The organism is Hymenobacter sp. H14-R3, assembly GCF_030063445.1.
Lineage (GTDB): Bacteria > Bacteroidota > Bacteroidia > Cytophagales > Hymenobacteraceae > Hymenobacter.
Genome location: NZ_JASITD010000027.1, coordinates 1 through 24761 on the forward strand (window position 1 = coordinate 1; position 24761 = coordinate 24761).

27 protein-coding genes are annotated in these 24761 nt (G+C 61.6%); all 27 read right to left on the reverse strand.

Features of this window, described 5'->3' with window-relative positions; genetic code table 11:
• Positions 1-151: 151 nt before the first annotated feature.
• Complete coding sequence (locus tag QMK33_RS19195) at positions 152-421, reverse strand: hypothetical protein (RefSeq protein WP_283566239.1); 270 nt, start codon at positions 419-421, stop codon at positions 152-154.
• A 437-nt stretch (positions 422-858) separates the two neighbouring features.
• Complete coding sequence (locus QMK33_RS19200; protein WP_283566240.1) at positions 859-1446, reverse strand: DUF4468 domain-containing protein; 588 nt, start codon at positions 1444-1446, stop codon at positions 859-861.
• Between the two features lie 84 nt (positions 1447-1530).
• The gene (locus QMK33_RS19205; protein ID WP_283566241.1) at positions 1531-1980 is read right to left on the reverse strand and encodes a hypothetical protein; all 450 of its coding nucleotides are present in this window, start codon (positions 1978-1980) and stop codon (positions 1531-1533) included.
• Positions 1980-2153 (reverse strand): hypothetical protein, encoded by a 174-nt coding sequence (locus QMK33_RS19210; protein WP_283566242.1) that lies wholly within the window; start codon positions 2151-2153, stop codon positions 1980-1982. Before QMK33_RS19210 ends, QMK33_RS19205 begins: the two co-directional genes overlap by 1 nt.
• Positions 2150-2620 carry a hypothetical protein gene (locus QMK33_RS19215; protein WP_283566243.1) on the reverse strand — a complete coding sequence of 157 codons (471 nt, stop codon included), beginning with the start codon at positions 2618-2620 and terminating at the stop codon, positions 2150-2152. Before QMK33_RS19215 ends, QMK33_RS19210 begins: the two co-directional genes overlap by 4 nt.
• 8 nt (positions 2621-2628) lie before the next feature.
• A complete protein-coding gene (locus QMK33_RS19220; protein WP_283566244.1) occupies positions 2629-3318 on the reverse strand; it encodes a hypothetical protein in 690 nt (229 codons plus the stop codon).
• 34 nt (positions 3319-3352) lie between these two features.
• The gene (locus tag QMK33_RS19225; RefSeq protein ID WP_283566245.1) at positions 3353-3739 is read right to left on the reverse strand and encodes a hypothetical protein; all 387 of its coding nucleotides are present in this window, start codon (positions 3737-3739) and stop codon (positions 3353-3355) included.
• Positions 3740-3742: 3 nt separating this feature from the next.
• Positions 3743-4762, reverse strand: a complete 1020-nt coding sequence (locus QMK33_RS19230) for a DUF6712 family protein (protein ID WP_283566246.1) — start codon at positions 4760-4762, stop codon at positions 3743-3745.
• Positions 4749-6131 carry a hypothetical protein gene (locus QMK33_RS19235; RefSeq protein ID WP_283566247.1) on the reverse strand — a complete coding sequence of 461 codons (1383 nt, stop codon included), beginning with the start codon at positions 6129-6131 and terminating at the stop codon, positions 4749-4751. The genes QMK33_RS19230 and QMK33_RS19235 overlap by 14 nt, the downstream gene beginning before the upstream one ends.
• Complete coding sequence (locus QMK33_RS19240) at positions 6131-6571, reverse strand: hypothetical protein (protein ID WP_283566248.1); 441 nt, start codon at positions 6569-6571, stop codon at positions 6131-6133. Before QMK33_RS19240 ends, QMK33_RS19235 begins: the two co-directional genes overlap by 1 nt.
• A 341-nt stretch (positions 6572-6912) precedes the next feature.
• Positions 6913-8631, reverse strand: a complete 1719-nt coding sequence (locus QMK33_RS19245; protein ID WP_283566249.1) for a hypothetical protein — start codon at positions 8629-8631, stop codon at positions 6913-6915.
• Positions 8628-9299 (reverse strand): hypothetical protein, encoded by a 672-nt coding sequence (locus QMK33_RS19250; protein ID WP_283566250.1) that lies wholly within the window; start codon positions 9297-9299, stop codon positions 8628-8630. The genes QMK33_RS19245 and QMK33_RS19250 overlap by 4 nt, the downstream gene beginning before the upstream one ends.
• A complete protein-coding gene (locus QMK33_RS19255) occupies positions 9271-10548 on the reverse strand; it encodes a DNA modification methylase (protein WP_283566251.1) in 1278 nt (425 codons plus the stop codon). The genes QMK33_RS19250 and QMK33_RS19255 overlap by 29 nt, the downstream gene beginning before the upstream one ends.
• 2 nt (positions 10549-10550) lie before the next feature.
• The gene (locus QMK33_RS19260; RefSeq protein ID WP_283566252.1) at positions 10551-11222 is read right to left on the reverse strand and encodes a hypothetical protein; all 672 of its coding nucleotides are present in this window, start codon (positions 11220-11222) and stop codon (positions 10551-10553) included.
• Between the two features lie 99 nt (positions 11223-11321).
• The gene (locus QMK33_RS19265) at positions 11322-11534 is read right to left on the reverse strand and encodes a hypothetical protein (protein ID WP_283566253.1); all 213 of its coding nucleotides are present in this window, start codon (positions 11532-11534) and stop codon (positions 11322-11324) included.
• Between the two features lie 3 nt (positions 11535-11537).
• Complete coding sequence (locus QMK33_RS19270) at positions 11538-12074, reverse strand: hypothetical protein (RefSeq protein ID WP_283566254.1); 537 nt, start codon at positions 12072-12074, stop codon at positions 11538-11540.
• A 56-nt stretch (positions 12075-12130) separates the two neighbouring features.
• Entirely contained in the window at positions 12131-12613 is a 483-nt protein-coding gene (locus tag QMK33_RS19275) for a hypothetical protein (RefSeq protein WP_283566255.1), read from the reverse strand.
• 93 nt (positions 12614-12706) lie between these two features.
• On the reverse strand, positions 12707-13705 hold the full coding sequence (locus QMK33_RS19280; protein WP_283566256.1) for a hypothetical protein: 999 nt from the start codon (positions 13703-13705) through the stop codon (positions 12707-12709).
• Positions 13706-13775: 70 nt separating this feature from the next.
• A complete protein-coding gene (locus QMK33_RS19285) occupies positions 13776-15155 on the reverse strand; it encodes a S49 family peptidase (RefSeq protein WP_283566257.1) in 1380 nt (459 codons plus the stop codon).
• A gap of 161 nt (positions 15156-15316) precedes the next feature.
• Positions 15317-17482, reverse strand: coding sequence for a malectin domain-containing carbohydrate-binding protein (locus QMK33_RS19290; RefSeq protein ID WP_283566258.1), 2166 nt, complete (start codon positions 17480-17482; stop codon positions 15317-15319).
• 12 nt (positions 17483-17494) lie between these two features.
• Complete coding sequence (locus tag QMK33_RS19295) at positions 17495-18151, reverse strand: hypothetical protein (RefSeq protein ID WP_283566259.1); 657 nt, start codon at positions 18149-18151, stop codon at positions 17495-17497.
• Positions 18141-18830: a hypothetical protein gene (locus tag QMK33_RS19300; RefSeq protein ID WP_283566260.1), complete on the reverse strand. Its 690-nt coding sequence runs from the start codon at positions 18828-18830 to the stop codon at positions 18141-18143. The genes QMK33_RS19295 and QMK33_RS19300 overlap by 11 nt, the downstream gene beginning before the upstream one ends.
• Before the next feature lie 737 nt (positions 18831-19567).
• Complete coding sequence (gene dnaG, locus QMK33_RS19305; protein ID WP_283566261.1) at positions 19568-23098, reverse strand: DNA primase; 3531 nt, start codon at positions 23096-23098, stop codon at positions 19568-19570.
• A 59-nt stretch (positions 23099-23157) separates the two neighbouring features.
• Entirely contained in the window at positions 23158-23346 is a 189-nt protein-coding gene (locus QMK33_RS19310) for a hypothetical protein (protein WP_283566262.1), read from the reverse strand.
• A gap of 12 nt (positions 23347-23358) precedes the next feature.
• On the reverse strand, positions 23359-23766 hold the full coding sequence (locus tag QMK33_RS19315; protein WP_283566263.1) for a hypothetical protein: 408 nt from the start codon (positions 23764-23766) through the stop codon (positions 23359-23361).
• Positions 23766-24281: a hypothetical protein gene (locus QMK33_RS19320; RefSeq protein ID WP_283566264.1), complete on the reverse strand. Its 516-nt coding sequence runs from the start codon at positions 24279-24281 to the stop codon at positions 23766-23768. Before QMK33_RS19320 ends, QMK33_RS19315 begins: the two co-directional genes overlap by 1 nt.
• A gap of 11 nt (positions 24282-24292) precedes the next feature.
• Complete coding sequence (locus tag QMK33_RS19325) at positions 24293-24733, reverse strand: hypothetical protein (RefSeq protein ID WP_283566265.1); 441 nt, start codon at positions 24731-24733, stop codon at positions 24293-24295.
• Between the last annotated feature and the right edge of the window lie 28 nt (positions 24734-24761).

The window sequence follows — 24761 nt, forward strand, 5'->3', positions numbered from 1 at the left end:
TCGGTCGACGCAGCCTGCGCCTGCTCGTGGAAGGCGTCCAGATGGCCGCGCAACTGCTAGCCGATTAACGCCCAAAAAAAGCGCCGACCTACCGGCCAGCGCTTTTTAAGATTTGGGTAAGGACAAGAATTATACGGGGCTTTTTTATTGCTCATAAATCAGGGTCCAGCTCACGCACGCGTTCCTCCAGGGCAGCGATAATTTCCACGAGCTGATATTCGAACTTAGCCGGCGGTAGCAGTGGCTGAAGATTGTAGCGAGTAAAAATCTTGTACATCATCACGTCATCGATTGCCTTTGGCTCCACCAGGGGTGGGCCCAGCTGCCGCTCGGGCGGGCCAGCTGCCTGCTCGGTGTCGCCTGCCTCGTCGGGCATGGGCTTGCGGCCGAAGCCGATGGGGGCATCCTTTTTCTTAGCCATAGCAGCAGTCAGGCAAGCTGGGGTAATCGCCGCAAACACCTCAGGGCCGTTCGCCCGAATGTGGAGGTCACACTCCTCCTCTACACCCCAGCCGTATTTCGACGGCCGAGGGCGGACGGCATATTTTTCCCAAGGTGTTTGCTCAGCAAATATAGGGTTGCCGCAACGCAAAACAGCCCGTTTGCATTGGATGCAAACGGGCTGTAACTGCTAGCTCAGCACGGCGGGGAGCTACTACCACGATTCATGGCTGGGGCCTTTCGACTACCCACTCCATCCGCGCTAGCTGGGCAAAGTTAACTGGTGAAATGCCGCCAGAGCCACTGGCACCCAGCGAATAATAAACTTAAGGCAACTGCGCCGAGCAACGTCATCAGCATGACCCCAACTATTCGGTCGCCCAGATTGGGGTCACGGCTGGGATTATAGCGACCCACTTAGAAATCGTCTTTACCAGTGGCTGCATTCATCATTGCCTTCTGCAAGGAGGCCACGATTCCCTTTACCTGCGCGTCCATGCCCTGAAGCACTTTAAGATTGTACTTGGTGCGCTTATCAGCCTTCAAATCAAGGTAGCACTGGTTGTAATCCAGGATGCGTAGCTGCGTAGCATTCGCGCCGCCCAACATGCTGGTATTGACGTTATCGCCCTCAAAATTGTACATGCGGTAGCGGTATTTGCCATCCTTCACATCGAGCGCCAGCGTGAAGCGCATAAGCACTTGCGAAATATTAATGCCGTTTACGAACGAGTATTTATAACGGCCTTTGCCCATCATTTTGCCGTCGGCTTTGTCGTCGAGTTGGAGCACCTCCTTCGCATCGACATAGGTATCGACGAACCAGGTGCGGCCGGTGCGGTACAAGTCAAGCTGCTTAGCGGTCGGGGCGGCGTCCACTACGCCTTCGTAGTAGAGTTTATCCTCCTTGATGGGGAAATCGGTGACCGCAACGTCAGCTGACTTCTGGGCCAGGGCTGAGAAGGAGCAGAAAAGGGTAGTGAGTAAAAGAAGAAGTTTGCTCATATTGAGTATTTGGGGAAAATTAGACATCAAACCTACACAAAAAAGGCTCCTAAATAGGAGCCTTTTGCATGATTGTCAAGTGGATTAGACACTTATTTTTAGTGCCTTAATCAGTCGCGCTCGAAAGCGATAAGCTAGGCCAAGAAGTAATAGTATCAGCACGAGGAGTCCACCGCCAACTAGTGCCCAGATTGGCACGCCGGTGCGGGTAGTGGCCCCGGCTGAGGCACCAGGCGCGGTGGCCAGGGCCCCACCGTGCTGGCCGGCTTTGGTGTAGTCCTGCGCCTGGCTCGTGCCGGTGGCCACCGGCGCCTGGGACTTGGGGGCGTTGACGTTACCGGCGCCTATTTGGATGGTGACGTTGCCTTTAAACTTGACCTTACCCATATGGCGCGCCACCTGACGCTGAATGGTGGTGTCGAGGGGCTGACTGAGCGAGTTAGTTATTGCAGCTGACGTGGCGCAACTGGGCAGCGTGCCCGCCACGAGGGCGGCGCCGGCTAGTAGGGCGAGGAGGCGAATCAGGAAGTTCACTAATTCCAGGGGAGAAAAGGTTGCGGCGCGCGGCGGCGCTCGTGGGCGTGCCGGCGTTGCTGGTGCTGGTAGTAATGGCGCGCCCGGCGCGGGGCCTGGGCACTGGGTTCGAAGGCAGTAGTAGCGCAGCCCGTAAGCAGCGTAGTTAAGAGCAGAAAAATCAAGGCTTTCATGGCAGGTCTCCGTGGGTATAGTGAGGGTTATCGACGACGTTGGCCACGGCGGCTACCAGGCGCTTGAGTCGCCAGTTTTGGTACACGCCCTCGCCTTCGCGCTTCAGGGCGCCGCCGCCCCCGGTGTTGCCGCCCAGCGCGCGCACGCTCGGGCCGGTGCCCCAGGGGCCTACCTGCGTCTCGACGTGGCAGATGTGGGGGTAGCCCCAGGTATAGCCCAGCAGGTCGCCCAGTTGGGGAGGCGGCCGGCCGGCCACTTGCTGGCCGGCCCGCCACACCACGTGGGCCGGGTCGAACCAGCTCTTGGCCTTGCCGAAGCGCGGCACCATAATGCCCGCCTTGCGCAGGATGTAAACTGCTGTCCAGGAGCAGTAGGCATCGCCCACTTTGCCACCGGCATAGTTGATGATGTGCTCGACGGCGGCCCCCGCATTGCGGCCCAGTTCGCGGATGCCCTCCAGGCTCAAGGCGACCCTTACAACCCGGGCGCGGCGGCTGGCACTGCTGTCAGCGCGGCCGTCAGCGCGTGATTGGCCAGCAGCAAGAAGAACAAAAAGGGCGACAAGGCAAAAACGAAGCGAACGCATCTGATAAGAAATTGAAATTGAGCAATGTGACGTTTTTCGGCAACGGCCCGCAAGTCGCAGCTCCGGTCGTTGAATAAGTTTTTAAGCTCGTCCGTAAGATTCGCCAGCAGCTTGTCCGACATGCAGTCGATGGCGTAGGCGTAGAGGTCGGGGAAAATCCAGCGCCAGCTGACGTAAGCCATGCTCAGGGCGGCGAAGTAGTGGAAAGCGCCCAGGGCGGCGGCGTTCACCGTATCGGGGGCAAAGCCGCCCGCGGTGGGGTCAAACCAGCGCAGCACGTGGGGCAGCACGAAGAAGATGGACGAGGCCACCACGGCGAACACGGCGATGCGCCCGCCGGTGGGTAGCGCCGGCAGGGCCGGCAGGGCCGGCAGGTTGAGGGGCGGCACCAGGGGCGAGGTAGCAGCGTCGCCGTAGTAAAAGCGGGCCCCGAAGCCAACGATTCCACTCACCCAGAGCCCGGCTTGCAGGGCAAAGGAGAGGCTGAACAGGTGGCACGAGGAGGCCAGGATGCTGCCGGCAAAGCAGAGCAGCCAGAGGGCCACGGCTGCTCGAACCAAACGAAGAGGGGTAAACATGGGGGAAGTGATTGGGGAAAAAGTGAAGTAGTTGTTAATCGACCAGGGTGGTTTCGGGGGGGGCAGCCTTGAAATTTGGCGGGTGGGGCAGCTTGCCGAGCATGGCCTGGCCGTAGAGCCACTTATCCATCGCGGTGAAGGCCCGCTCCAGGGCGGCGTAGGCTTGCTTGAGCACGCCGGTTTCTTCCTTCAGGTGCTGCACCAGGCCCGCGTAGTCCTTCAACTCACTTTTTACCACGCCTAATTCGGCGCGCAGCAGGGTCGTTTCGGCTTTGCTCGACTGGATAGCATCCTCGATTTGCTTGAGCGTGCGCACCAGAAACCAGGCGAGCAGCAGGAAGAGGCAGGGGCAGACGGTGATGGCCAGCCAGAGCATCAGGGACTGGCCACCCACGGGGGCCGGGGAAGTGGGATAAGGCATGGCTTAGCAGAATTTATACACCTTAGAAATGAGGGTATTGACGACCAAGGCGGGCTGGTCGGGGGCGGTGTAGGCGCTGGAAGCGAAGTAGGTGGGGAAGCGCAGGGCCGAGGCCGTGCGGTCGAGGTAGCTGGTGAGCTGGCGCAGGTAGCGGGACCCACTGATAAGCGCCTCGCTCACTTTGCTTTGCAGCAGCTGGTCGAGGCCGGCGTCGGCCTCCTTGGCGTTGCTGTCGTCGAGGCGGGCAATGGTCAGGTCGATGCCGCCCCCGTTCAGGCTCAGGCCCAGTTCGGGCACCGCGTGGCCGATGGTCAGGCAGGCCAGGGCCGGGTAGACGTAGGTGCGCAGCAGGTTCTCGTTGTCGCTGGTGAGCGCGCGGCTGCGCACCTGGTCTCGCAGTTCGGCCAGGAACTCGGGGCTGAGCACCGGGCCCAGCTCGAAGTTTTCCAGGCGGCGGCGCATGGGGCCGAGGGCCTCGAAGGCCAGGCGCGACGAGCTGATGTTCTCGTACTCCTGGAAGTCGGCCGTGCTGATGAACAGTTCGCGGCGGTGGCGCTGGCCGGCGGGCGAGGCGGCCCAGGCCTGCAACTCGGGCGAGGCCTCGGCGTGGGCTTCCAGCCAGGCTACCAGCGCATCCAACCCGCTGAAGCCGCGTTTGAGAAACTGGGCCTGCACGCGGTCGAGCTGCCACTGAAAGGCCGTTTTGCTGGTGTCGGTGCTGGTGATGTGCACGCCCGTTTCGTCGATGCTCACCTGGTGCACCGTGGTGGCGGTGGCGGTGGCCAGGCGGGCCAACGGGGCCTGCACGGCGCGCAGCAGCTGGGCGGCCAGCCCAGGGCCGGCCGGGTCGAAGTCGGGCGCGTCGTAGGCCGCCTGGAGCCAGGCCAGCAGCGCCGGGCCCAGCAGCGGGGCAATCACGTCGGCCTCCGTCTGCTCCAGCTCCAGGGCGAAGCTGGGCAGGATGCCGGTGGTGTCGACGGGCACGTAGCGCTTGAGCTCGGCAATGGTTTTAAGCAGGGGCATCGGTCGAGGAGCTATTGGCGACTTCCGTGGGGGCGTCGGCCGTGTTGATTTGGGGGTTGAGGAAGCGGAATTCGAGGTCGGGGTCCCAGCCGTTGTAGTCGCGGATGAAGTAGAGCACCTCCAGAATCAGGTCCTGGTGAAAGCTGTGGGTGGCGATGAAGGCGTTGAAGGCCACCCGCTTATCGGAGCCCGAGCCGGCCCCCATGCCCTTGCCGGGGCTGATACCCGACAGGGTGGGGTCCACTTGCAGCGAGGTGTAGATGTGGCTGCTGGCCTCCTGTGAGTCCTCCACGTAGAGGCCCGACTTGATTTTGTCGTCGATGGCCGTGACGGTGAACACTTTGATGGTGCCGCCCGGGTTCTGGGGATCGGGCATGGTCACGGTCATGATGGACTTGCCCGCGCCGGCCGTGCCCGACATCGTGCGCTCGAAAGCGTCCAGCTCCTCGGCAATGATGCTCTTGCGCTCGCCCTCTTTCTTCTCCTTCCAGCTGGGGTATTTCCACTCCCAGTACCGGATATCGACCTCAATCAGGTACTTGATGCTGAGCTGATTGATGAAGAGTTGCTTCTTGAACTCGGGAATGGCCTGCGCCACGTCGAGCCAGCCCGACTTGCGGATGGGGTTCCAGGCGGCCAGCTGGTAGAGGGCCTGGCCGGGGCTGGGCAGCGAGAGCGGGTAGATGTATTTGAAGCCCCGCCGGTCGTTGCGCAGGGCCTCCACCGGGTCGTGGTAGGGGTCGAGCACCGGCACCTGGTAGGTGTAGCTGTCGCCTGGCTGGGCGGCCGGCCAGTTGGCACTGATGTACACCCACTGCGGCACGGCCTGGCCCGCCTGCTGGGCCGAGTAGCGGCAGAAGGCGGCGTCCTGAATGCAGAGGCTGGTAATCAGGCTGCGGTCGTTGCTGATAACCAGCTCCGGAAACGAGTTGGCGAAGTACATCAGCCCCTGGATGCCCTCCTTGCCGTAGCGGTGCATCTTAGAGGCCTTGAAAAAGGCCTCCACCAAGGGGTCTTTCTGACGCTGAAATATCTCCGAACCATCGGGCTTATAGCCCGTTACCTTGCCGTAGATGATACCTTTGCCGTACACGGCGCGGGTTTTCCAGTCCAGCACCGGGCCCAGGATGGTGGACTTGCCGATCTCGGCCATGATAACCTGCGGAAAATCGTTGCCCGGCCCCCAGGGGGCGAGCACGCCCGAGGCGGTCGTCTTATCGACCGGCGAGGAGGGCTGCGCCCCGCCCTGCTGGCCGCGCGGGGCGGCACTCGGGCCAGTGGCTGCGCCAAGCGCGCCGTTCAGGCGCACGGCCGCGTTGAGGCCGCGGTGGTAGGCCAGCCCGTTGCTGGAGTAAACGAGTTGTTCCATTACAGGTAGACTTTGCGGCCCGCCACGTGGGTGAGCAGGTAGATGTGGATTTTGACTAGCAGGCCCGTGCGGGTATCGACCAGGTTGCGGGTGGCGTTAAGCCAGTGGGCGGGGTCCTTCGTGCCGGTGGGCACCGGCACCTGGCCCCCGGCCGCGGCATCGGCGCGGTCGGCCGCCGTTTCCTCCCCCGCGGTGGGCAGGCGCAGGGCCGCGGTGGCCGTGCGGGTGCCGCGGCCGATGCGGCCGGCCGGCAGGTAGCCCAGCTCGCCGGCCGTTTTGCGGCGCACGTCGCACTTGACCCAGCGCACGGCGACCGGCACCGGCCCGTCGAGCAGCTCCAGGGCGTCCTTGAGCCGAAGCATGGCCGTGCTGCCCGGGGTGCTGAGCGCCGTAGGGGCCGCGGCGGCCAGGTGGTTGAAAGGGGGGTTTCGCTTTTCCATTGGTGCAGCGAAGTACCCACCCCACCGAGGCAGGCAAAAGGACACAAAAACGGCCCCCAGAGCCTGGAAAGGGCTTAAAAGTCCAATCTCACTCTAAACCCGCCCAATGCGCCCCAACGCGCTGCAAACGCCGTTTTAGGGCTGATACGACGTTTCAGAGTCTCAGAAGGCGAGGAGATTCCCCCTGCTTGCACTGTCGCCGTCTGGCAATTGCCGGGGGGTGCCTCGGGGATATCTGCCACACCCCCCGCTTCCTGGGCGAGGGGTCGGGCCAGGGGCGTGGGCAAACAAAAAGCCCCGACCAGGCGGTCGGGGCTTGCGGGTGGCTGGGTGGTCGAGGACTACGAGCTGACGATGAGCAGCTGGCTGAAGTCGACGGCCGCGTTGACTATCTCCGTGCCACAGCTAAGGAAGTGCAGGTCCACGTTGTCGGTGAAGTGGGTCGCGTTCTCCTGGGGGAAGTCCTTCTTGCCCTCGCTCTTCTTAACCTTGACGATGCGACCCTTCGAGTCCTGGCTCACGGGGGCCAGCAGCATGGCCGTCACCACGTCCTTACAGTTGACCTTGTTGATGCGAATACGCAGCAGGTTGGGGTTCCTCTCCCCGAGCAGCTCCTGGGCCAGCAGGTAGCGGGTGGGGTGCCCAGGGATGCGGCCCAGGCCGTAGCGCTGGATGCGCCAGTTCTTCTTGCGAAAGGCCGCCATTAGCGTCTCGTTGAGGGTGAACTCGTTATCGACCCGCGTGGCGTTGCCGTACTCCTCGTCGGCCAGGAACTCAATCTCCTTACGCAGGTGACACGAGTAGTAGTTGGTTACCGCCTCGACCAGGTCGTCAATGAAGGCCGGGTGCTTGACGTAGAAGCCTTTGAGCAGGCGGTACTCCTGCTTATCCAGGTGGGGCTGGCCCACGAGCATCGTGGTAATCTTGCCGCCCCAGTCTACGCTGATGCGCAGGGGCTTATGGGAGCGGCAGTCGCTATCGCCCCGGCTATCGGAGAAATCAGCATCACCCAGGAAGCGCGAGCCCCCGGCGGCAATGAGCTTCTTCAGGTTGAGGCCGCCCTTCTTCTCGTCGGTGAGGCCGAGCACGAAGTCGTCGTTGGCGCACTCCACCACGTGGCGGGCCTGGTCGAGCTTCGGGTAGAAACCGCCCTCCACCGTGGTGGGCCGGCGGTTCATCATCTCAATCTGGAACGTGAAGTCCGTCATGAAGGCGCGCTGGTCGAGCATGTACTGCAGGCCCAGGTTCTGGATATTGTCGAACGCGTTAGCCTCCGAGTAGAAGGTGCCCCGGTCGCGCTGCGAGGGGAAGTAGCGCACGGCCTTCATCATCGGCACCACCTGCTCGCGCCAGATGTAGAGCTTCTCCTCGTCGGTTTCCGCGTCCAAAAAGCGCACCTGGGCGTCAATCAGCTCATTCTGGCGCTCCTCCAGGTCCACGCCCTCCTGGGCGTAATACTTAGACTTATCCAGCAGCCAACGCCCGGTATCACCCCAGGGCATGGACGAAAACAAGAATACGCCGTGGTGCATCGGGTTTTTACCGAAATACTGGCCGTTGCCCCGATTGGTGGCCGACAAGTCGGCATCGAGCTTGGTCTTATCGAAAAGCAGGGCCTCATCGCCGATAAAGCCGTCCACGTTCAGGCCCCGCGAGGCCGAGCCACCGGCATCGAGCGACACCAGGTGAAACCCGGTGCCGTTCTTGAAAATAATGAAGTGGTCGTAGCTCAAGGGGCCTTCGAAGGGGCGCTCCCAGCCCAGGGCGGGCGGCGGCTTGCGGCCGATGTAATAATCCCGGTTTAGGCGGTAGCCCAGGCGCTCCAGACCGGCCACGGTCGAGGGCAGCGTGCGGGTAAGCACCTGCTTATAGGTCGAGCCCACAATGACCCAGCAGCTGCGGGGCATGGTCTTCACAATCTGGTGAATATCCCAGGCAATGATGCTCGACTTGCCCGTACCGCGGCCCCAGACGCTGATGCCCTGCTTCTTACCCCGCGCCGTGATGTAGCGCTGCTGCGGCTGATTGAACCGGAGCTGTTCTTGGTTGATAACGGTCATAGCTTGCCGCCTCCTTCTTTGGCCTGGCTGATGAGCAGCTGCATCTGGTCGGCGTTGACCACATTCTCGCTCACAGCCTCCTCAATCAGCTCGTAATCCGCGTCGCTGATTTCTTCGGGCCGGGTAAGGTCAAATTGCCGCGATTTACGGCCCTCCACGGTCAGATTCAGCACGTAGGACGTATTGCCCGTGCCGGTGCCCTCGTCCTCACCGTGGGCATCCGCGCGCCGGAGCCCGGTGATGTCCGCGATGAATTTCATGGCCGCCAGGGCCGATTTCACGTCGGGCGGGCGCATGGTGAGGCTCAGCTGCAGCAGCTTCTGGGCAAACTCCAGCAACACCGTCCGGCGGCCCTCCTTCTTGACCTTTTTAAAGTCGCCGAACAGGTTCTGGGCGTCGCGCAGCCGGCGGTAGCACGTGGGCCGGCTGATAGCGAACTGCTTGGCCAGCAAGGGCCAGGCCTGCTCAAAGGAGTGGTAGTTGAGAATCAGCGCGTAGGCCGCCTCCAGCTGGCTGTGCACCAACTTGTCTTTGCGGCTAAGACCGTCCAGCCCCGGGCCGTTTTCGTCTTGATAGGCCGCAAAAATGCGCTCCACGGCCGTGCTCGTGGGCAGGGGTACCTGCTCGGCCCCGGGCAGGCTACTGAGCGTAGGCAGCGAGTTGGACATCAGTGAGTTCCTCTCCGTTAAGGGTGATGGTAAAGCGGCGCTGGTTGTCGCGCATGAACTGCACGTAGCGGCGCACGTGCACGTCCACGTAGCGCGGGTCGAGCTCGATAACGCGCGCCTGGCGGCCGGTTTTCTCGCACGTGATGAGTACCGAGCCCGACCCGCCGAAGCCGTCGAACACCACCGCGGCCGGCGCGCTGGAGCACTCGACCAGGTACTCCAGGATGTCGAGGGGCTTCATCGTGGGATGGTCGGCATTGCGCCCAGGGCGGTCAAACTTGAGCACCGTGGTCTGCTTGCGGTCCGAGTACCAGGTATGGGCCGCGCCCTCCTTCCACCCGTACAAAATGGGCTCGTGCTGCCAGTGATAGTCCTGGCGGCCCATCACGAAGGCCTGCTTGACCCACACCAGGCACTGGCTCAGCTTCAGCCCGGCGTCCTTGAGGGCCAGGCGGAAGTTGGCCCCTTCCGAATCGGCGTGGAACACGTAGATGGGCGCACCAGGGCGCATAAACGCGTAGCAGTTCGTGTAATAGTCACACAGGAACTGATAGAAGTCCCCATCGCTCATACTGTCGTTTTCAATCTTGAGGGCGTCCTTCGTCTTGCCCTGGTAATCGACGTTGTAGGGCGGGTCGGTGTTGACCAGGTCGATGAGCACGCCCTCACCCACGGCCCGGGCCACCACGTCCGAGTCGGTCGAGGAGCCGCACACCAGGCGGTGGGTAAGACCCAGGCCATCCGAGCTAAACTCGTACACGTCGCCGAGCACCGACACGGGCGTGGCCGGCGGGCTGGGGTCGAACTCGGCCTCCTCGGCCGGCGGAATGACCAGCGCGCTCAGGGCGGCCAGCTGCTCCAGGCCGCCCGTGTCGAGGATGAAATCCAGGTTGAGGTGGCTGAAGTTGTCGAGCAGGGCCTGGTAGTCAAACTGGCCGGCCCCGACGTTGCTGGTCACGTTGTACTCGTCGAGCTCGTCTTTCGTGAGCTGACGATTGGGGGCGCGCACGTCGATTGTTTCGTCGCCGCGGCCGGCATCGAGCAGCATAGCCAGGCGCTGGTGGCCGGCCACGACGACGTTGTCGAGGTTAATGGCGGGTATCTCCACCAGGTTGAACTTGGCCAGCGAGTGGACCAGGCGCGCACGGCCCTCAGGGGTGAGGATGCGCGGGTTGTAGGAGAGCGGCACCAGGTCGCGCACGCGGCGCTGGGTGGTGTGCCAGGCGAGGGGGAGTAGGTCTTCAGACATGACTAAGACGTTAGTTTTGATTGGATTAGCAGGATATCAGCCTCCACAGCGGCTAGGTCGGCCGCGCGGGCGGGGTTGTTTTTGAGCTTGCTGCGCAGGCAGCGCCGGTTGGCCAGGCGGCGGCGCAGCTCCCCGGCATCGGTGAGCTCGTCGGTGGCCACCGGACCGGGTAGCTGGCCGTGGGCCCGCACGTGGGCCTCCAGGGCCTTGAGTTTGGCCTCCTCGCTGGTGAGCACCACGATGCGCAGGGCGACCACGCCGCGGGCCTTTTTGCCCACGTTCTTGCCGGTGAGTTGGGGGTGCAGGTGGCTGCGCTCGTCGCGCACGGCCTTCAGCTGCTGGCGCACCTGCTGCAGCACGGGGTGGGAGTCCAGGACCGGCCCCGCGGCCGGCGCAGCCGGAGCCGGGGCGGTGGCCACCGGCGGGGCCAGGACTACTGGCTCCGCGGCCGGCGCATCCGGCGGCGACGTGGGTACCACCACGGCTGGCTCAGGGGCGGGGGCGGGCACCAGGGCGCGCAACTCGCGCACGAGCACCGCCTGGCTGTACTCGGTGGCTCCCAGCGCGAACAGGCGCTGGTAGGTCTTGCTGGGGGTGCCGGCGTTGTAGAGGGCCGCACCCTGGGCAAAGTCCTGACCCGAGGCCAGCCAGGTGGTGATTTGTTCCGGTTTCATGCCCCGAAGTTGCCGGCAGCCGTCACGGTAAAAAAGGACGCGAAAAAGCCCACTACCGGGTGGGTAGCGGGCTTTTTCGGAACAAATGCCGGAGGGCACCTACGCCTCGCTCGCGGACGTTCTTTTGCGGGTGCGACGTGCGACGAGGTAGGTGAACTGCGGGTCTTTCACCAGCTCGTCGGCGTCGGTCAGGGTAAGCGTGCGCAGGTCAATCGTGCGGCCCAACCGTTGAATTTCGATTCTCGTGGGGACGATGCTGCACTTATACTTCGCCGCGACCTCGGGCTGGAGCTGGTGGGGAGAGGTGGCCATTGGCTAGACTGGCTTCATCAGGACGTCGCCTGCGTAGATGTAGAGACCGTTGGCGTACGCCTCGCCCTTGACGTTGAAGCCCCGGCGGCCGCTCGAGAGCTTGCCCGAGTCGTAGTCGGGGGCCAGCTCTACGGGCAAGCCCTCCGAGCCCACTTGCAGGTAGGTGCCGTCGGCATCGGGCACCAGCATGATAAGGCCCAGGTTTTTCACCACGCGGAAGAATTCCAGGGCCTCGGCCTTGTTGCCAGGGTGAAAGCCTTCGAAGCTCACCTTCAGGCCCCGCCCGTCGCGCTCGCCCGTGATGGCGGCTTTGAGCATGTTGGAGTCGAGGGTGATGTACTGCTTGGTCCAGCCCTTGCCGGGCTTGAAGGCGTGGTCGGCCGCGATGATGGCCGTGTCGCCCGCCTTAACCCCCGTTTTGGGGGCCTTGGCGATGGTAGTGAAGTCGCTCTCGCGGGCCGTGAGGATGTAGCCCAGCAAGCCGGGCGTGTTGTCGTCACCTTCGGGGCCAGCGAGGTTGTTGAGGTCAAACGTATTCATGCTGAATAGCTTAAGCAGGTGATATAATAGGTGAAATCTTCCTGGTAGCTGGCGAGCTAGTCTTTTTCGTCGACCAGCTCCAGCACGCCCGAGCGGCTATCCACGAGTTTGGCCACCAGGGCGGGGTTGCTGGCCAGGTCCGCCCCTTTCACCAGGTTGCCCTCGAAGTGGAACTGCGGCACGAGCACGCGGTAGACCTGGCTCTCGTGGGTCACCACGGTAGTGCCGCCCTGGGCCGCTACTTTCGCGGCACGCTCGCGGGACTCGTGGCCGGCGATGACGTTTTCGTTGGCCTCGGCATCCAGCTCCAACTCGCGCACGCGGGTCACTTTCTCCGACAGGTCGGTTTTGGCCTTGTCGCGGTCAGCGACCGCCTGGTCGCGGTCCTTAACTGCCTTGGCCAGGTCAGCGCCCTGGGTTTTGAGCTGGCCTTTCTGGTCGGCGATGGTGGCTTCGAGCTGGCCCGATTTGGTCTTCAGGTCGGTTACCTGCTTGGTGAGCGCTTCGTTCTGCTGCTCGGGGGTGAGGGCTTCTGCCACGGTAGTAGAGGGTAAATAATTAGAAATGAGAGGATTGGCACCGCCAAAGCCGGCCCCCCAACGGAGAGCCGGCCTTGGCCGAGGTGGGGGTGGCTAGGTGACGGTGTTGCCCAGGTCCAGCTCGTTGGCGAAGACGGCCTCCAGGAGCGGGAAACCCACGCCCTTGTAGTAGTCGGTGAAAATGGCCACTTCGCGCTTGGCGCTTTCCACGCGCACCATTTTCTCGTTTACCGACTTCTTCGAGAGCTTCTTGCGGTTGTCGTCGGGCGTGGCCCAGACTTTCGAGCTGGTGCCCATCGACACCAGGCCGACTACCGTGTGCAAGGTGAACTCAATCGGAATCTGCACGATGGCGTCGCCGTTGCCGGCAAGCAGGGGCTTGGACGTCATGAAATTCATGTCCCGGCCATACTTGATTTGGCGACCACGGGCGTAGCGCTCAGCCAGCGTCGGGTTCATGCACACCTTCATCGGGCGGCCTTTGTAGCGGATGCTGAAGGCGCGGCAGAACGCCTCCACGTACTCGCAGAAGGCAACCGCGTCGCTGGGCAGCGCGCCCAGCGAGATGGGCGTAATCTGCGAGTTGGCAATGCCCTGGTTGATGATGGTGCGGATGCCGTCCATCGCCGTGCCGGCCGCCGAGGGCACGCCCTTGGTGGGGGCCACGAACTTGCCCAGGTACACCTCGTTAAGCTCGAAATCCTCCTGAATCTGGGGCAGAATGTGCGCCTCAATCAACCAGCGGATAACCGGCCACTTGGCGCGGTCGAGGTCGTTGTCGGCCAGGAAGCCGAGCCAGGAAGCCTCGATTTGGTCAGGCGTCAACTCCAGGTCCACCTTCATCGGGAACTGGCTCAGCACCACGGGCGTAACCGCTACCGTGCCCAGGGGCGTCCAGCCGGGCTGGAAGGCCTGCAGGATGCGGCCCAGGTCGGTCTTGGCCATGCGGTACTGCGTGTCGTCGGTCACAATGGAGCCGAAGAGCGACTCCGTCACGCCCGCGATGAAGGCGCGCTGCACCAGACGGGTAGCGTTCTGGCCGGCAGCGATGTAGTAGCTGCCGTACTCGGCCAGCAGGGATTCAATGGTCAAGTCTGCCATCGGTAAGGGAAATTTTTAGAAGTGAAAAGCGGGAGAAAAGCGGGGCGAGCAGGGGCGGGCCCTAGTCTTTGATGCGGGGCCCGAAAAGCGGATTGCCGGCCAGCGCCTGGTTGTGGGGCAGCGCGTCGATGGCCTTCTGGTGCGCGCTGGGCTCACCCAGCTCCACATCGGTCCTGCCAGCTTCCAGGGCCGTGCCGGTGTGGGCCGCGCCGGGGGCCTTATCGAACTTGTCGGCCTTTACCTTGAAGCCGTCGCGCTGGGCAACCAGGGCGGCGATGTCGGTGGCACCGGCAGCAGCCAGGGCAGTGGTCACGAGCTGAAGGCTTGCCTCAGCTGCGGTGGCTCGGCCGGCCGTGGTGGTGAGGTCCTCGAAGGCGGCCTCGGTGATGAGCTGCGCGCCGGTTACCCCGGCGGCCGTGAGTTCGGCATTAGCCGCGGTGGCCTGCTCGGGGGTGATGGCTACGGCGGAAACCAGGGCGTGCGCGGCAGCACCCAGCGTCAGCTTCTTGGCGAAGAGAGACATGGAAGTAGTTGAAGAAGAAGGAGATGAATCAGTAGTGTCGGCCTCGTTGGCGAGTTGCTCAGCCAGGGCGATGGCCTCGTCGAGCGAGCCCATCAGGTCGGCCAGGCCGTTGGCGAGGCAGGCTTCCCCCACGAAGACCATTCCCGAGGTCACGAGCTTGAGCTGCTTGGCGGGAATCTTGTCGCCCCGGTTGGTGCTCACGGTGCTCAGGAACACCTCGTTAAGGGGGTCGAGGATTTCAGCGCGCAGGGGCTCGGGGTCGCCGTCGATGGCGGCCTGGAACGAGGCGTTTTTGTTGGTGCTCTTGGTGGCGTTGACGCGTACCGTCTTGATGCCTAGCTGCTCGAAGTAGCCCGTAAAGTCCAGAAACTCGGCCATCGTGCCGATGGAGCCGCACATGGCCGTGCGGCCGGCCAGCATCACCGCGTTGCCGCCACTGGCGCCCCAGTAGCCGGCCGAGCAGGCCTGCTGCACGTAGCTCACGAAGGGCTTCTGGGTGCCGGCGATGATGCCCGCGAAGTTTTCCAGGCCCATCGTGCTGCCGCCGGGCGTGTTGAACACGCCCACGTGGCCAATGAAGCTGGGGTGGGCATCGGCCTGCTGCACGCGCTGGCCGATGGTGCCGGTGCCGACCGCGTACCACGAGTCAAAGGGCATCATCACCCCGGCGATGCTGTGCACGGCAACCGAGCCGGCGGGCACCTCGTCGAGGGTGGCGTAGCTCTGCACGCCCAGGGCTGCGGCGTGCGGGGTGAAGGCCGAGAAGCCGAGCTGCATTACTGGCCGCTCCTGCTCACTGGCCCCGCCCGAGCGGCCGGCCAGTAGCTGGGCCACCTGGGCGTAAAGCATCTGTACCCCCTGGCCTTCAAGAAGGACCGGGGCTTGCAGCATCGTGGCGAGGGTGGCGTAGGTAAGCATCGACTTTGGGTAAGAATCGATGCAAAGCTGGCCGGCCGCCTAGCGCGCAAAAAGGACAGCAAAAAGCCCCGCCGGGTGGGGCGGGGCTCGGGGTGCTCAGGGGCGCAGGGCCTTGTAAGTGATGCGGGCCAGGGCCAGCTAGTAAGTTATTGGCTTTTCTATCACGCTGTGGTGAGGGTAATACATTGCAGAATGGGCGGCCCGCTGCCCGTGCTGGCAAGAGATAGCGTTATGCCATTGCCGCCGGTTGCCGAAATGATTGCTTGGCTCGCGTAGCTAGCAATATTACTCCCTGCTGTGTACGTATTCACGTTGGCAAGAATGAGCGGCCCGCTAGCATCTAGCCGCACGTCGAAAGTACGCGCACCCCGCAAAGGGCCGTAAGGTTCGCTAAACACCAGACCTAGCCGGTAATTTCCATTGGCTACTGGCAAATTAATGGAAAAATCACTGCCAGTATAGAACACTATATTGTACAACTCCGCATCTACCGTAGCTAGCGGCGGGTACCCAGCTCCGTTATAGTCGAAACGGGGCTGCGAAGCCGGTAGCGGCTGCCAGCTTTTGCCGTTCACGTCAATGTGGGTTTCTGCACCTGCGTAGAAGCGCAACACGTCCGGCAAGGCAAAAGCAACCGCATTAAACAGCGTATCGGACGGGGCACGGCCATACCCTGGCCCCACTTGCCAGCCTAGCTGGCCGATTGGAGAACCGGCCGGGGCGGCTAAGCTAAACACATCGCCAGCCCGTTGCGCGGCCACGGCTGCGCTATAAGACGCGCCGCCGTTCGTGGTGTATCTAACATCAGCCGTTCGTATGTATTGCGGTGCGGTAGCCTTGTATAATTGGCTGCCTAAGTCGCTGACCGGACTGGTGAAACTAGGCCACTTGCCGGCCGGCCCAGCTACGGAATCTGAACGCCTTACGGTTGTGCCGTCTGCTGCAATCTGGCCCGGCAACGGGTCGGCCGAAATGCCATTAAGCAGAAAAGTCCCGCCGCCGGAGAACCGCACAAAGTCAGGCGCATCGTTATATAGTACGTTGGTATGTAGCACCAATGCGTTTGGTGGCGCAATATGCAGCACACTGCCAAACCGCCCGCCTACAAATTCGGTCGGGTTTTGGTCGCTCGGAAACTTGCACTGCATTGTCCCCGATTCCGCCGCGAAATTAAAAAAGCGGCCGGCCTGGTTGTACGAAATCGTTTTTCCATCTAGCCTAATTATGTAGTTATTTCCATTTACTACCGTGCCCGTTGGCAGGGTAATGTTGCGCGCAAGTATGGCAGGCTGACGGTATATGTCAATAAAGGCGTACACGCCGCCGCCGCCCTTCGCGGTTAGCGCGTCGCCGGCATCTGCCAGACTTGCCCCCGTATAAATTACTGGTGCTAAGGCGTTTACAACCACGTTCTGGCGCACCAAAACGCCCGGCAATTGTACTGCGTTATCTACGTAATCTTTTCCGACTAGCAGCAGGTAATTAGTTGCATCCAGCGCCGGGCGCGGCTGGGGCTGCTGGCTCGAAACAGCGCGCAACACAAGATACACCTGGCCTAGGTCCGAAACGAACGTAAGGCCATCCCGTGCCCCCTGCGCCCATTGCGGTGCGCCACCGATACTGCCCCCGCCCACCAGCTTAAAGCCGGCCGGATAGCCAGCCGGCGCGGCATTGGACACCTGAATATCGAGCCGCACCAGGTACACTGATTCGGTGTAGGTAACGAATTGCCCCTTCTTGTAGGCGCTGCCCTGCGTCCATTCCACCGCGCCGCCCGGGCCACCACCCTGCTCAAAGGCCGTAGTGGTATCGGTGGCCAGGTCGTAGTTTACCAGCACTGGCGGCTCCTGCATCAGCCAGCCGGTGGGCTCCAACCTATCGGTACTCAGGGCGCGGATGCGCAGCTCGTCCAGCAATCCATTACTTGCATCGACCCGGTTGAAGACGATGTAGAGGCGCTGGGCTTTGAATCTGCCCCGCAGGGCGAGCAACTCGCTGGCCAGGATGTACTGCGAGGTAGCGTACTCTAACGTCACGGCCGTGCTCAGCCGCCAGGTATCGTCACCGATGGGCGAGCTGGGCGGGGGCAGCAGGCCACTACGCTGAGCCACGAACTGCTGGGTAGGCCCGTAGGTGTACTGTATCAGGTCATTGAGGTGATATTCAGTACCCTCGTCGTAGAATGGCACGTTGGGCGGGCCCTGGGCTACGAAGGTTTGGCGCGCATCCTCGGCAAAGTCCCGAAAGGAGGCCTCCGTAATGTTCTGAAACTCGTTGTCGGCGAAGCGTATGTTAGCGCGCTGGGCAAATTGCTGGGGGGTAAGCACGGGGCGTAGAGGCTAAATAATGGAGTAAGCCACGCGGAACCCCGAGCGCAGTACCACCGTGCGGCCGGCGGGCACAATGGCCAGGAGGTTGCCGCGGGCGTCGCGGATTTCAATGCTGCCGCCACTGCCACCCCCCAGCTCGATGCTGCCCACAAGGCCCACGCCGCTCACCAGCCAGGTGCCCAGGTAGGGCCGGGCCCGGCGCGGCGTTTCGCCCGAGAGGGTCCAGTCGTAGTTGTTGCGGGCAGCCTGGTCGCCCGAGTCGTAGGCGTCGCTCCAGGCCAGGGGCTGCTCGGGCGTGCCCAGCAGCTGCACCTGCCCGTTGTAGTCGCGGTAGAGCACCACGAGCTGCTGGCGCTCCAGGGCTTCGAGGCCCCGCGCCAGCTCGGCCGTGTGCCGGGCCAGCGTGCCCACCACCTTCTGGGTGTGGCTGTCGCCGTGGCGGCCCAGGGCTTTGGGGGTCTGCTTGTAGCGCACGGTGCCGCGGGTGCTCACCAGCTGGTACCAGAACGCGCCGGGCACCAGCTCAAGCTGGGCGATGGGCAAGTCACTGAGCGGATCGAAGTAGAGCAGGTCGGCCGCGCGGGCATACCAGAGCGCCTCCACCCCGCCCAGGTTGTCATCGGGCTCCTGCGCCAGGTTGCGGAAGTCGAAGGCGCTAGGCTGCATTATGAAAGAAGCGTGATTCAAAAAGCGGCAAGGGTAGTTTACTAAGTTCTTGACGCACAGCCTCAAAGGTGGCCTTATGGGACAAAACGCTTGTTTTTTGGGACAAAGCGCTTGTTTTTTGGGACAAAGCGCTTGTTTTTTGGGACACATTCATAGAAAAATTCCCGGTTTTTGGGCCTTTTTCCTTGATTTTTTTTCGCGAAGGCAGTCCGCCATTGCGCTGCACGTTCTTGCGCAGGGTCTCGTAAGCGATGTCCTCCTCGCAGATATCGTAGAAGGCCATGTAGGAGCGGATGGCATCTTTGATGGTGGCTCGGCGCTCGCGGTGCTGACGCACCCACCAGTAGAGCTCCTTCTTGAAGATTTCGTCAACGAGTTGGTTGAATTCGAAAATGGCGTAGGGCGTCAGGTGATTCTGCGCCAGCTCGTAGTAGGAGAAGTTGTAGTTGCGCAAATCGACGCCTAGCATGGCCGTGCACTCCTCGTTGCTACCCTCGTGGCGCGCGCTTTTAACCGACTTGCGTAGCAGCCAGCTTAGGGGCAGGCCGAACTGCTTGTTGGCGCTGCTCAGCACGAAGTCCTCCAGCTTAAGCGGGTCGGTCTCCAGGCGCTTAAGTTCGAGGTGCACCTCCAGATATTTGAGCAGGTAGGGCTTGATAGGGAAGTCGATTCGTTTCACGGGCGCGGGGAGCTTAGGATGCTCAAACCTAGCGGCAGTACCCAGCAGGGGAAAGGACGGGGAAGGTGATGAAAGCAGCGAAGTAGAAGGGGTAGGGGTTAGGGCGGGGTATGTCTTCAGCATGCAGAAAAGGGCAGGGTAAAAAGTCTATTAATCAGTCAGCTAAGCAGGGTAGTAAAGCTAATCTATAAAATAGACATTATCGTTCAGAATGCTGGGCATATTTGTCCAGTAAAATAGCACTCTGGGATAGCGGGAGCGTGTTTTTCGATTAGATAGCAGTGGTCCGGAATCGCGCCGATTCGGGGGGCGTGCGTTGGGAGTGGTCAGCAGTCCCAGCCAGATTTTAGCGGCAGCTCTGTGGAAACACCTTTCCCTTTTCCCATGCTAGCATATACACCATGCTGACAATCAAATCAATACCTCTTAGGGAGTAGGGGAGAAGCGGGGAAAAAGGGGGAAACGGAGGGATTCTTTGGGCCATTTCCCCCCCCCTTATTTGGGGCGTTTCCCCAACTTTCCCCCTCTTTCCCCTTTTTTCCCCGGTACTTTACCGATGTTATAAAATATAAAACAATTGTTTACAGTGTGTTATAAAAAATGAAATTTGTATTAGGGGAAAGAGGAAAGAAATTATTTTATCTACTTAGTTGGCTGAAGAGGTCGGTGCGGCTGAGCACGAAAAAAGGCGCACTAGGCGCCTTTTGACTTTTATTACTATTTCCTCCTTTCCCTGGCTAGAACGGTGTCTTCAGCCGGAAGCGCTGGGCGTCGCTGCTAAACTCCAGCTCGTGCACGGTGCCCACCTCCACATACTGGCGCAGGTGGGCGCGGAAAGCCGGCTCCGACAGGCCTGGCTCCTTATCCTCATTGAACTGGCGCAGGGCGGCCGACACGGCCAGTGTGGTCTCGCTGGCCTGCGCGTCGAGCCAGGCGTGCACCAGCTGCTCGGCATCGTCGCCCAGGCGCACCTTGTGGGCGATGCGCCGGCTGGCGTCGTCTTCGGCAATCATCTCATCGAGCTTCTCGGTGGTGGATAGCTCCACGCCGTCCTCGCGCATGCGGTCGTAGTTGAAGACCATCGCGCTGGTGGCGTTGGGCTCGTCCTTGAACCGCACACCCTTGGTGCGGTCTTCCAGGAAGAAGCGGCTCTTGGTGAGGTAGCTGCGGATAGTAGCGGCCGAGAGCGGCTCCACGCCCTGCCGGGCGGCTGCCTGCAGGTAAAGCGGGTGTACCTGCCGGATGCGCAGGAAGAGCTTGGTGATGCCGTCGTCTTCCTTCCAGAGCTTAAAGTGGCGGCCCTCAAAAATGTCGCGGCCAATCATCGACGAGAGCACCATGAAATACTGCTCCACATCGTCGCTGGTGTGCTGAATCTGAATGACTTCCTGGATGCGCTCCATCAGCTTGCCGAACAGGTCGTCGAGCGCGAAGGGTAGCTTCAGGCCCGCCTCGCTCAGAATCTCGGTGGTGCAGTAGAGGGTGGCGGCGTTCTGCACGGTGCGGTCCTCGGGGTCTTCGATGCCCAGCTGCTCCTGGCAGTAGAGCCGGATGCGCCGGGTCACGTCGGGCTCCCGGCGACGGTAGGTACCCATCACGTCGCGGTACTTCAGCACCTCCTTGGTTACGTGCACCGTAGCCCCACTTTCCTGAAAAGTACGAAGTTCTTCGTAGGAAGTGCGGTCGTTGTGGCGCTTCATTTCTTCCGAGAATTCTAACACTACACTCCTCGAAAGCAGCGCTGGGTCTTTTGTAGGCAGGTCTTGGCCACACACTACGGCCGACGATAATGGCCGCAGGCTCTTGGTTTCGTTGCCGCCAGTAGCCCGGCCCATCAGCTTGCCGGTGCCGTTGGCAATACCCTTGAGCAGCTCGATGGTAGGCATGGGCAGGTAGTTCTTGTACTCGTCGAGCATCATGAGCGAGTTACGGGCCGTGCTCATGTAGCGCTGGATACCGGTGGCGGTGGCCCCGCCGGCCAGGCGCACGGCCGTTTCCTCCGAAAACTGGCCGAAGCACGATATCAGCGCCTCGGCTGCCTTGCTCTTACCCGAGCCCCGCAGGCCGTACATGTGCAGCAGGGGGAAGTAGTTGCCGTTGGCCTTGTAGAGGATATCGCGGAACACCGCGGCCAGGTAAAAGCTAATCATCACCATGCTGTTGCTGCCGTAGGCCTTGGCCAGCAGCGTGCTCCAGTCCTCGAAGCTGATGGCCGCGACCTTAGTAGGCAGCCGGAAGCGGCGCTCGTTTTCGTAGTTGTCGTCGTCGTCGTCGGTCAGTTTGAGGGTGCTGGCGAAGGGTAGGAAGTAGTGCGCCTGGTGCGTTATCTCGCCCTGCTCTACCAGCGCCTCCAGTTTTTCCAGGTCGCCGACCTTCTTGGCCAGCTTCTCTACCGAGTGCAGCACGTGCACGTCTTCGCCCACGCCCACGTGCGCCTCACTGCGCAGCTCGGCCAGCTCCTCCATCGTGGCCACCGCGCGCTCGAGGCGAACGATGCCGTAGCGGTCGGCCGGGAAGAAGCGGTCCTTATAGAGCAGGCCGTTGGCGAAAGTGGTAAAGTCGCCGTTGGGGTTGTAGAGCATCGTGCGGGGCTGCACGGCCTCGGCCACCCCGTTGAAGAGCTTAATCTTCAGCATGTTCAATTGCTCGTCGTTGCCCTCGAATATGAAATTGCCCAACCTGGCTACGCATTTTTTGAACGTGGCCACGCTGGTAAAGTCGTCGGTGGTAACGGCCATCGTACGCGACGTGCCGAACATGTTGGTGAAGTGGCAGACGTACTTCGGCTCGTTGGAGCTGAGCACGAAGTATTGAATGTTGAAGGTGAAGTTGCAAATCCGCACCTCCAGGTTCTTGGCAAAGCAGTAGAAGCAGCCGTTTTTCTCGAAAAAACCAAAGTCGAAGTAGTCGGCCCGGTTGTCGCCCAGGTTGTCGAGGGCCTTCTTATCCAGCCCGTCATTGCCCCGCTTGGTCAGTTTGTAGCTGCGCTTAAAGTCGGGCCAGCGCTCGGCGACGTCGCCGTAGTACACCTGGCGTAGGGTGTCGTTCTCGATTAGCTCCAGCACCTCGCCCAGGCGGCCAATGGCGCCGGCTTTGTCGTGGCCACCGAGGCTGGCATCCTTCTCGCATTCGTCGAGCAGCACGCCGGTGATGTAGGGGGCGGTTTTGCGCTGCCAGGCCTCCAGCTCCTCCTGGGTCTTCACCTTGCGCTTCAGCATGTCGTCGGGGTCGAGGCCCGGCTCCGGCAGCAGCACATCCACGCGGAAGCCCGCGGCTATCAGGTGCTGGGCGTTTTTGTGCAGGGCCTTCATGCCGGCCGGGTCGTTGTCGGGCACCACCACCACGTGCTCGGTGTAGCGCTTCAATAGCTTGATTTGGTGGTCGGTGAGGGCCGTGCCGCAGGGGGCCACGGCGTTGGCCAGGCCCCACTGGTGAAACTGCATCACGTCGATGTTGCCCTCCATCAGGTAAGCCACCTTGGTTTTGCGGATGGCATCGGCTGCCAGGTCGAGGCCGTAGAGGTGGTCGCCCTTCACCCAGACCGTGTCGGGGCTGTTGACGTACTTCCCAGGCTTGTAGGCGGCATCCGGCGCGGGCTCCGTTATCAGCCTGCCAGTGAAGGCGATAACGCGACCCCGCACGTCGCGGATGGGGAACATAATCCGGTCCTGGAAGAAGTCGTAGTACTTCGGCTCCTGGCCCTCCTGCTCTACCTGCCGCACCAGGCCAGCGCGCACCAGCACCTCGGCCGAGTAGCCGTTTTTGATGGCATCCTGGTAGAAGCCGTCTTTGCGCTGCTCGGCGTGGCCCAGCTGGAAGGCCTGCTGCACGGGCTGTTTCAGCTTGCGGGTTTCGGCCCAGCGCTCGGGCAGGGGTGTGCCAGCGAAGTAGCTCAGGGCATACTGGAGCGCAATCAGCACGGCTTCACGCTGGCGCTGCTCCTCCTCGGCCTTGGCCGCGGCTTCGGGCGTTAGCTGCTCGAAGTCCAGCACGATGCTGTGGGCGGCCGCAATTTCCTTCACGGCTTCGATGAAGGTCAGGTTCTGGTGCTTCATCACGAAGCCGATGCCGTCGCCGGCAGCGCCGCACCCGAAGCACTTAAAAATCTGCTTGCCAGGGCTTACGGAAAACGATGGCGTGTTTTCGTTGTGGAAGGGGCAGCAGGCTTCGTGCTTGTGGCCCCGAGATTTCAGCTTAACGTAGGGCTCAACGACGGTGAGGATATCGAGCTGGCGTACTTGGTCAATCGTTGAATCGGATAGTAGCATGAGGTCGGTGGGGTAGCAGAAATTAGGAGCGCGTTTGCCTATGGAGCTATGCAGTGAGGCTACTCTCCGTATTCAGCCTTTAAAAGGGCCAGCGCTTTTTGAGGGCTCCCAATGATGTATTCAATCGCTTGAACGAAGGCTTCAGAATCGGCCTGGGTGCCTCCAATGCCAGTATTTAAGATTTTCTTGCCGTCAGCTTTGACTTTGACTTCTATGCAGACAACGTCGGTATTTTGTGAGGTAGCCATTGAAATTGGTCGTTAGAATTGGATGGGATATTGTCTTTTGCGCCAACTGTAGCGTCGGCTTTGGGCGCGTTGGCGAGCGGTGGCCGGGCGGTCATGATTGAGGTGGCAGCGCTGGCAGAGGGCAGCCAGATTGGTGTCGCTGTGGTCAATCAAACGGTGGTCCAGGTGTGCCACTGTGAGCACTATTTGGTAAGGATTCGGCTTCTTCTTCAACACCTTAGCTAGTGCTGCTTCATCGGCCGGGGCGATGTAGTTGCCTTCCCAATCAGCGATGGTATAAAACTGGCCGCTCGGCACCCGCCATCCCTCCAGGCGGTCGGCTACCCCGCAGAACTTGCAGCAGTGGCCATCGCGCTTGAGGATGCGGGGCCGGATTTCACTGAGCCAGTTCTGCGGGTAGTTGCGGTAGTCAATTGGCATTACTCTTCCTCGTCATCTCCATAACCAGCAGTTACATAGCCACTGCCGCCGCATTCGTCGCAGGTGCCAGAGTCACTACCATAGGACTCCCCACCATATCCACCACAAACCGGGCAGTAGACTTCGCCGTCGTCATCCTCCTCGTCGTAGTCGAGGCGAGCTTCTTCACCGGCTTCCTGCCCCGCCAGTACATCCTCATCGCTCATGCCGTGAGAGTTGCCTTGGCCTGTGCATTCTGGGCAACACCGCATCGGCATATCGGGCATCCATTTCGCCGCAGGCGTGTAGCCAATGCCTTCAGGCACTGCTACTTCAGGATTGAATCGGCGAAGCAGCGTCTGGCCATCCCCTACTACTTCGCAAGCCTTGGCGTACAAATCCAGCGTAGCCTGGTCAGTAGCTGCGTCATAAGGTTTATGACGGGAAATGTTTGTCGAGATATCAGCTAGGTGAGCAGTCAGGTGGCTGAGCTTGGTCAGCACATCCAGTAGGTCTTCTTGTTGGCGCGTAGTCATAGTGTTGATTATTAGGCTAACAGTTTGACGTTGCCAGTTTTCACGCTGTCGTAGAAGGTGGCCCCCGTGTCCTGGCTGTAGTTGAAGGGCAGGAAAACTTGCAGGGCCTCCACCTGCTGAAGCTGAATCATGGCCACCTGTAGCTGCACCCACTCGTGGAGGGTGCGCCAGGCGGTGCGGGCGGCCTGGGCGCGGATACTGATGCGTTTCTCGGTGCTAGGGTTGGCCTTGCCGAGCTTGCTGAGCATGAGCTTGTACACCAGCTCCTCGTTGGCCGGCAGCCGGAATACCAAGCGGGCCGCGCCCACCGGAATCTCAAACATGAAGCCGACCAGGCTCTTTTCGGCATACCACTTGCTCACGGCCGTAGCTCCAGCCTCCACGAGTAGGGCTTCGATAGCGGCCGATGAAAGCATTGACGGCACCGTGGAGGTATAGTTTTTGATGTTCATGGGGGTCAGAGTGAGGGGTTGGCGCTCA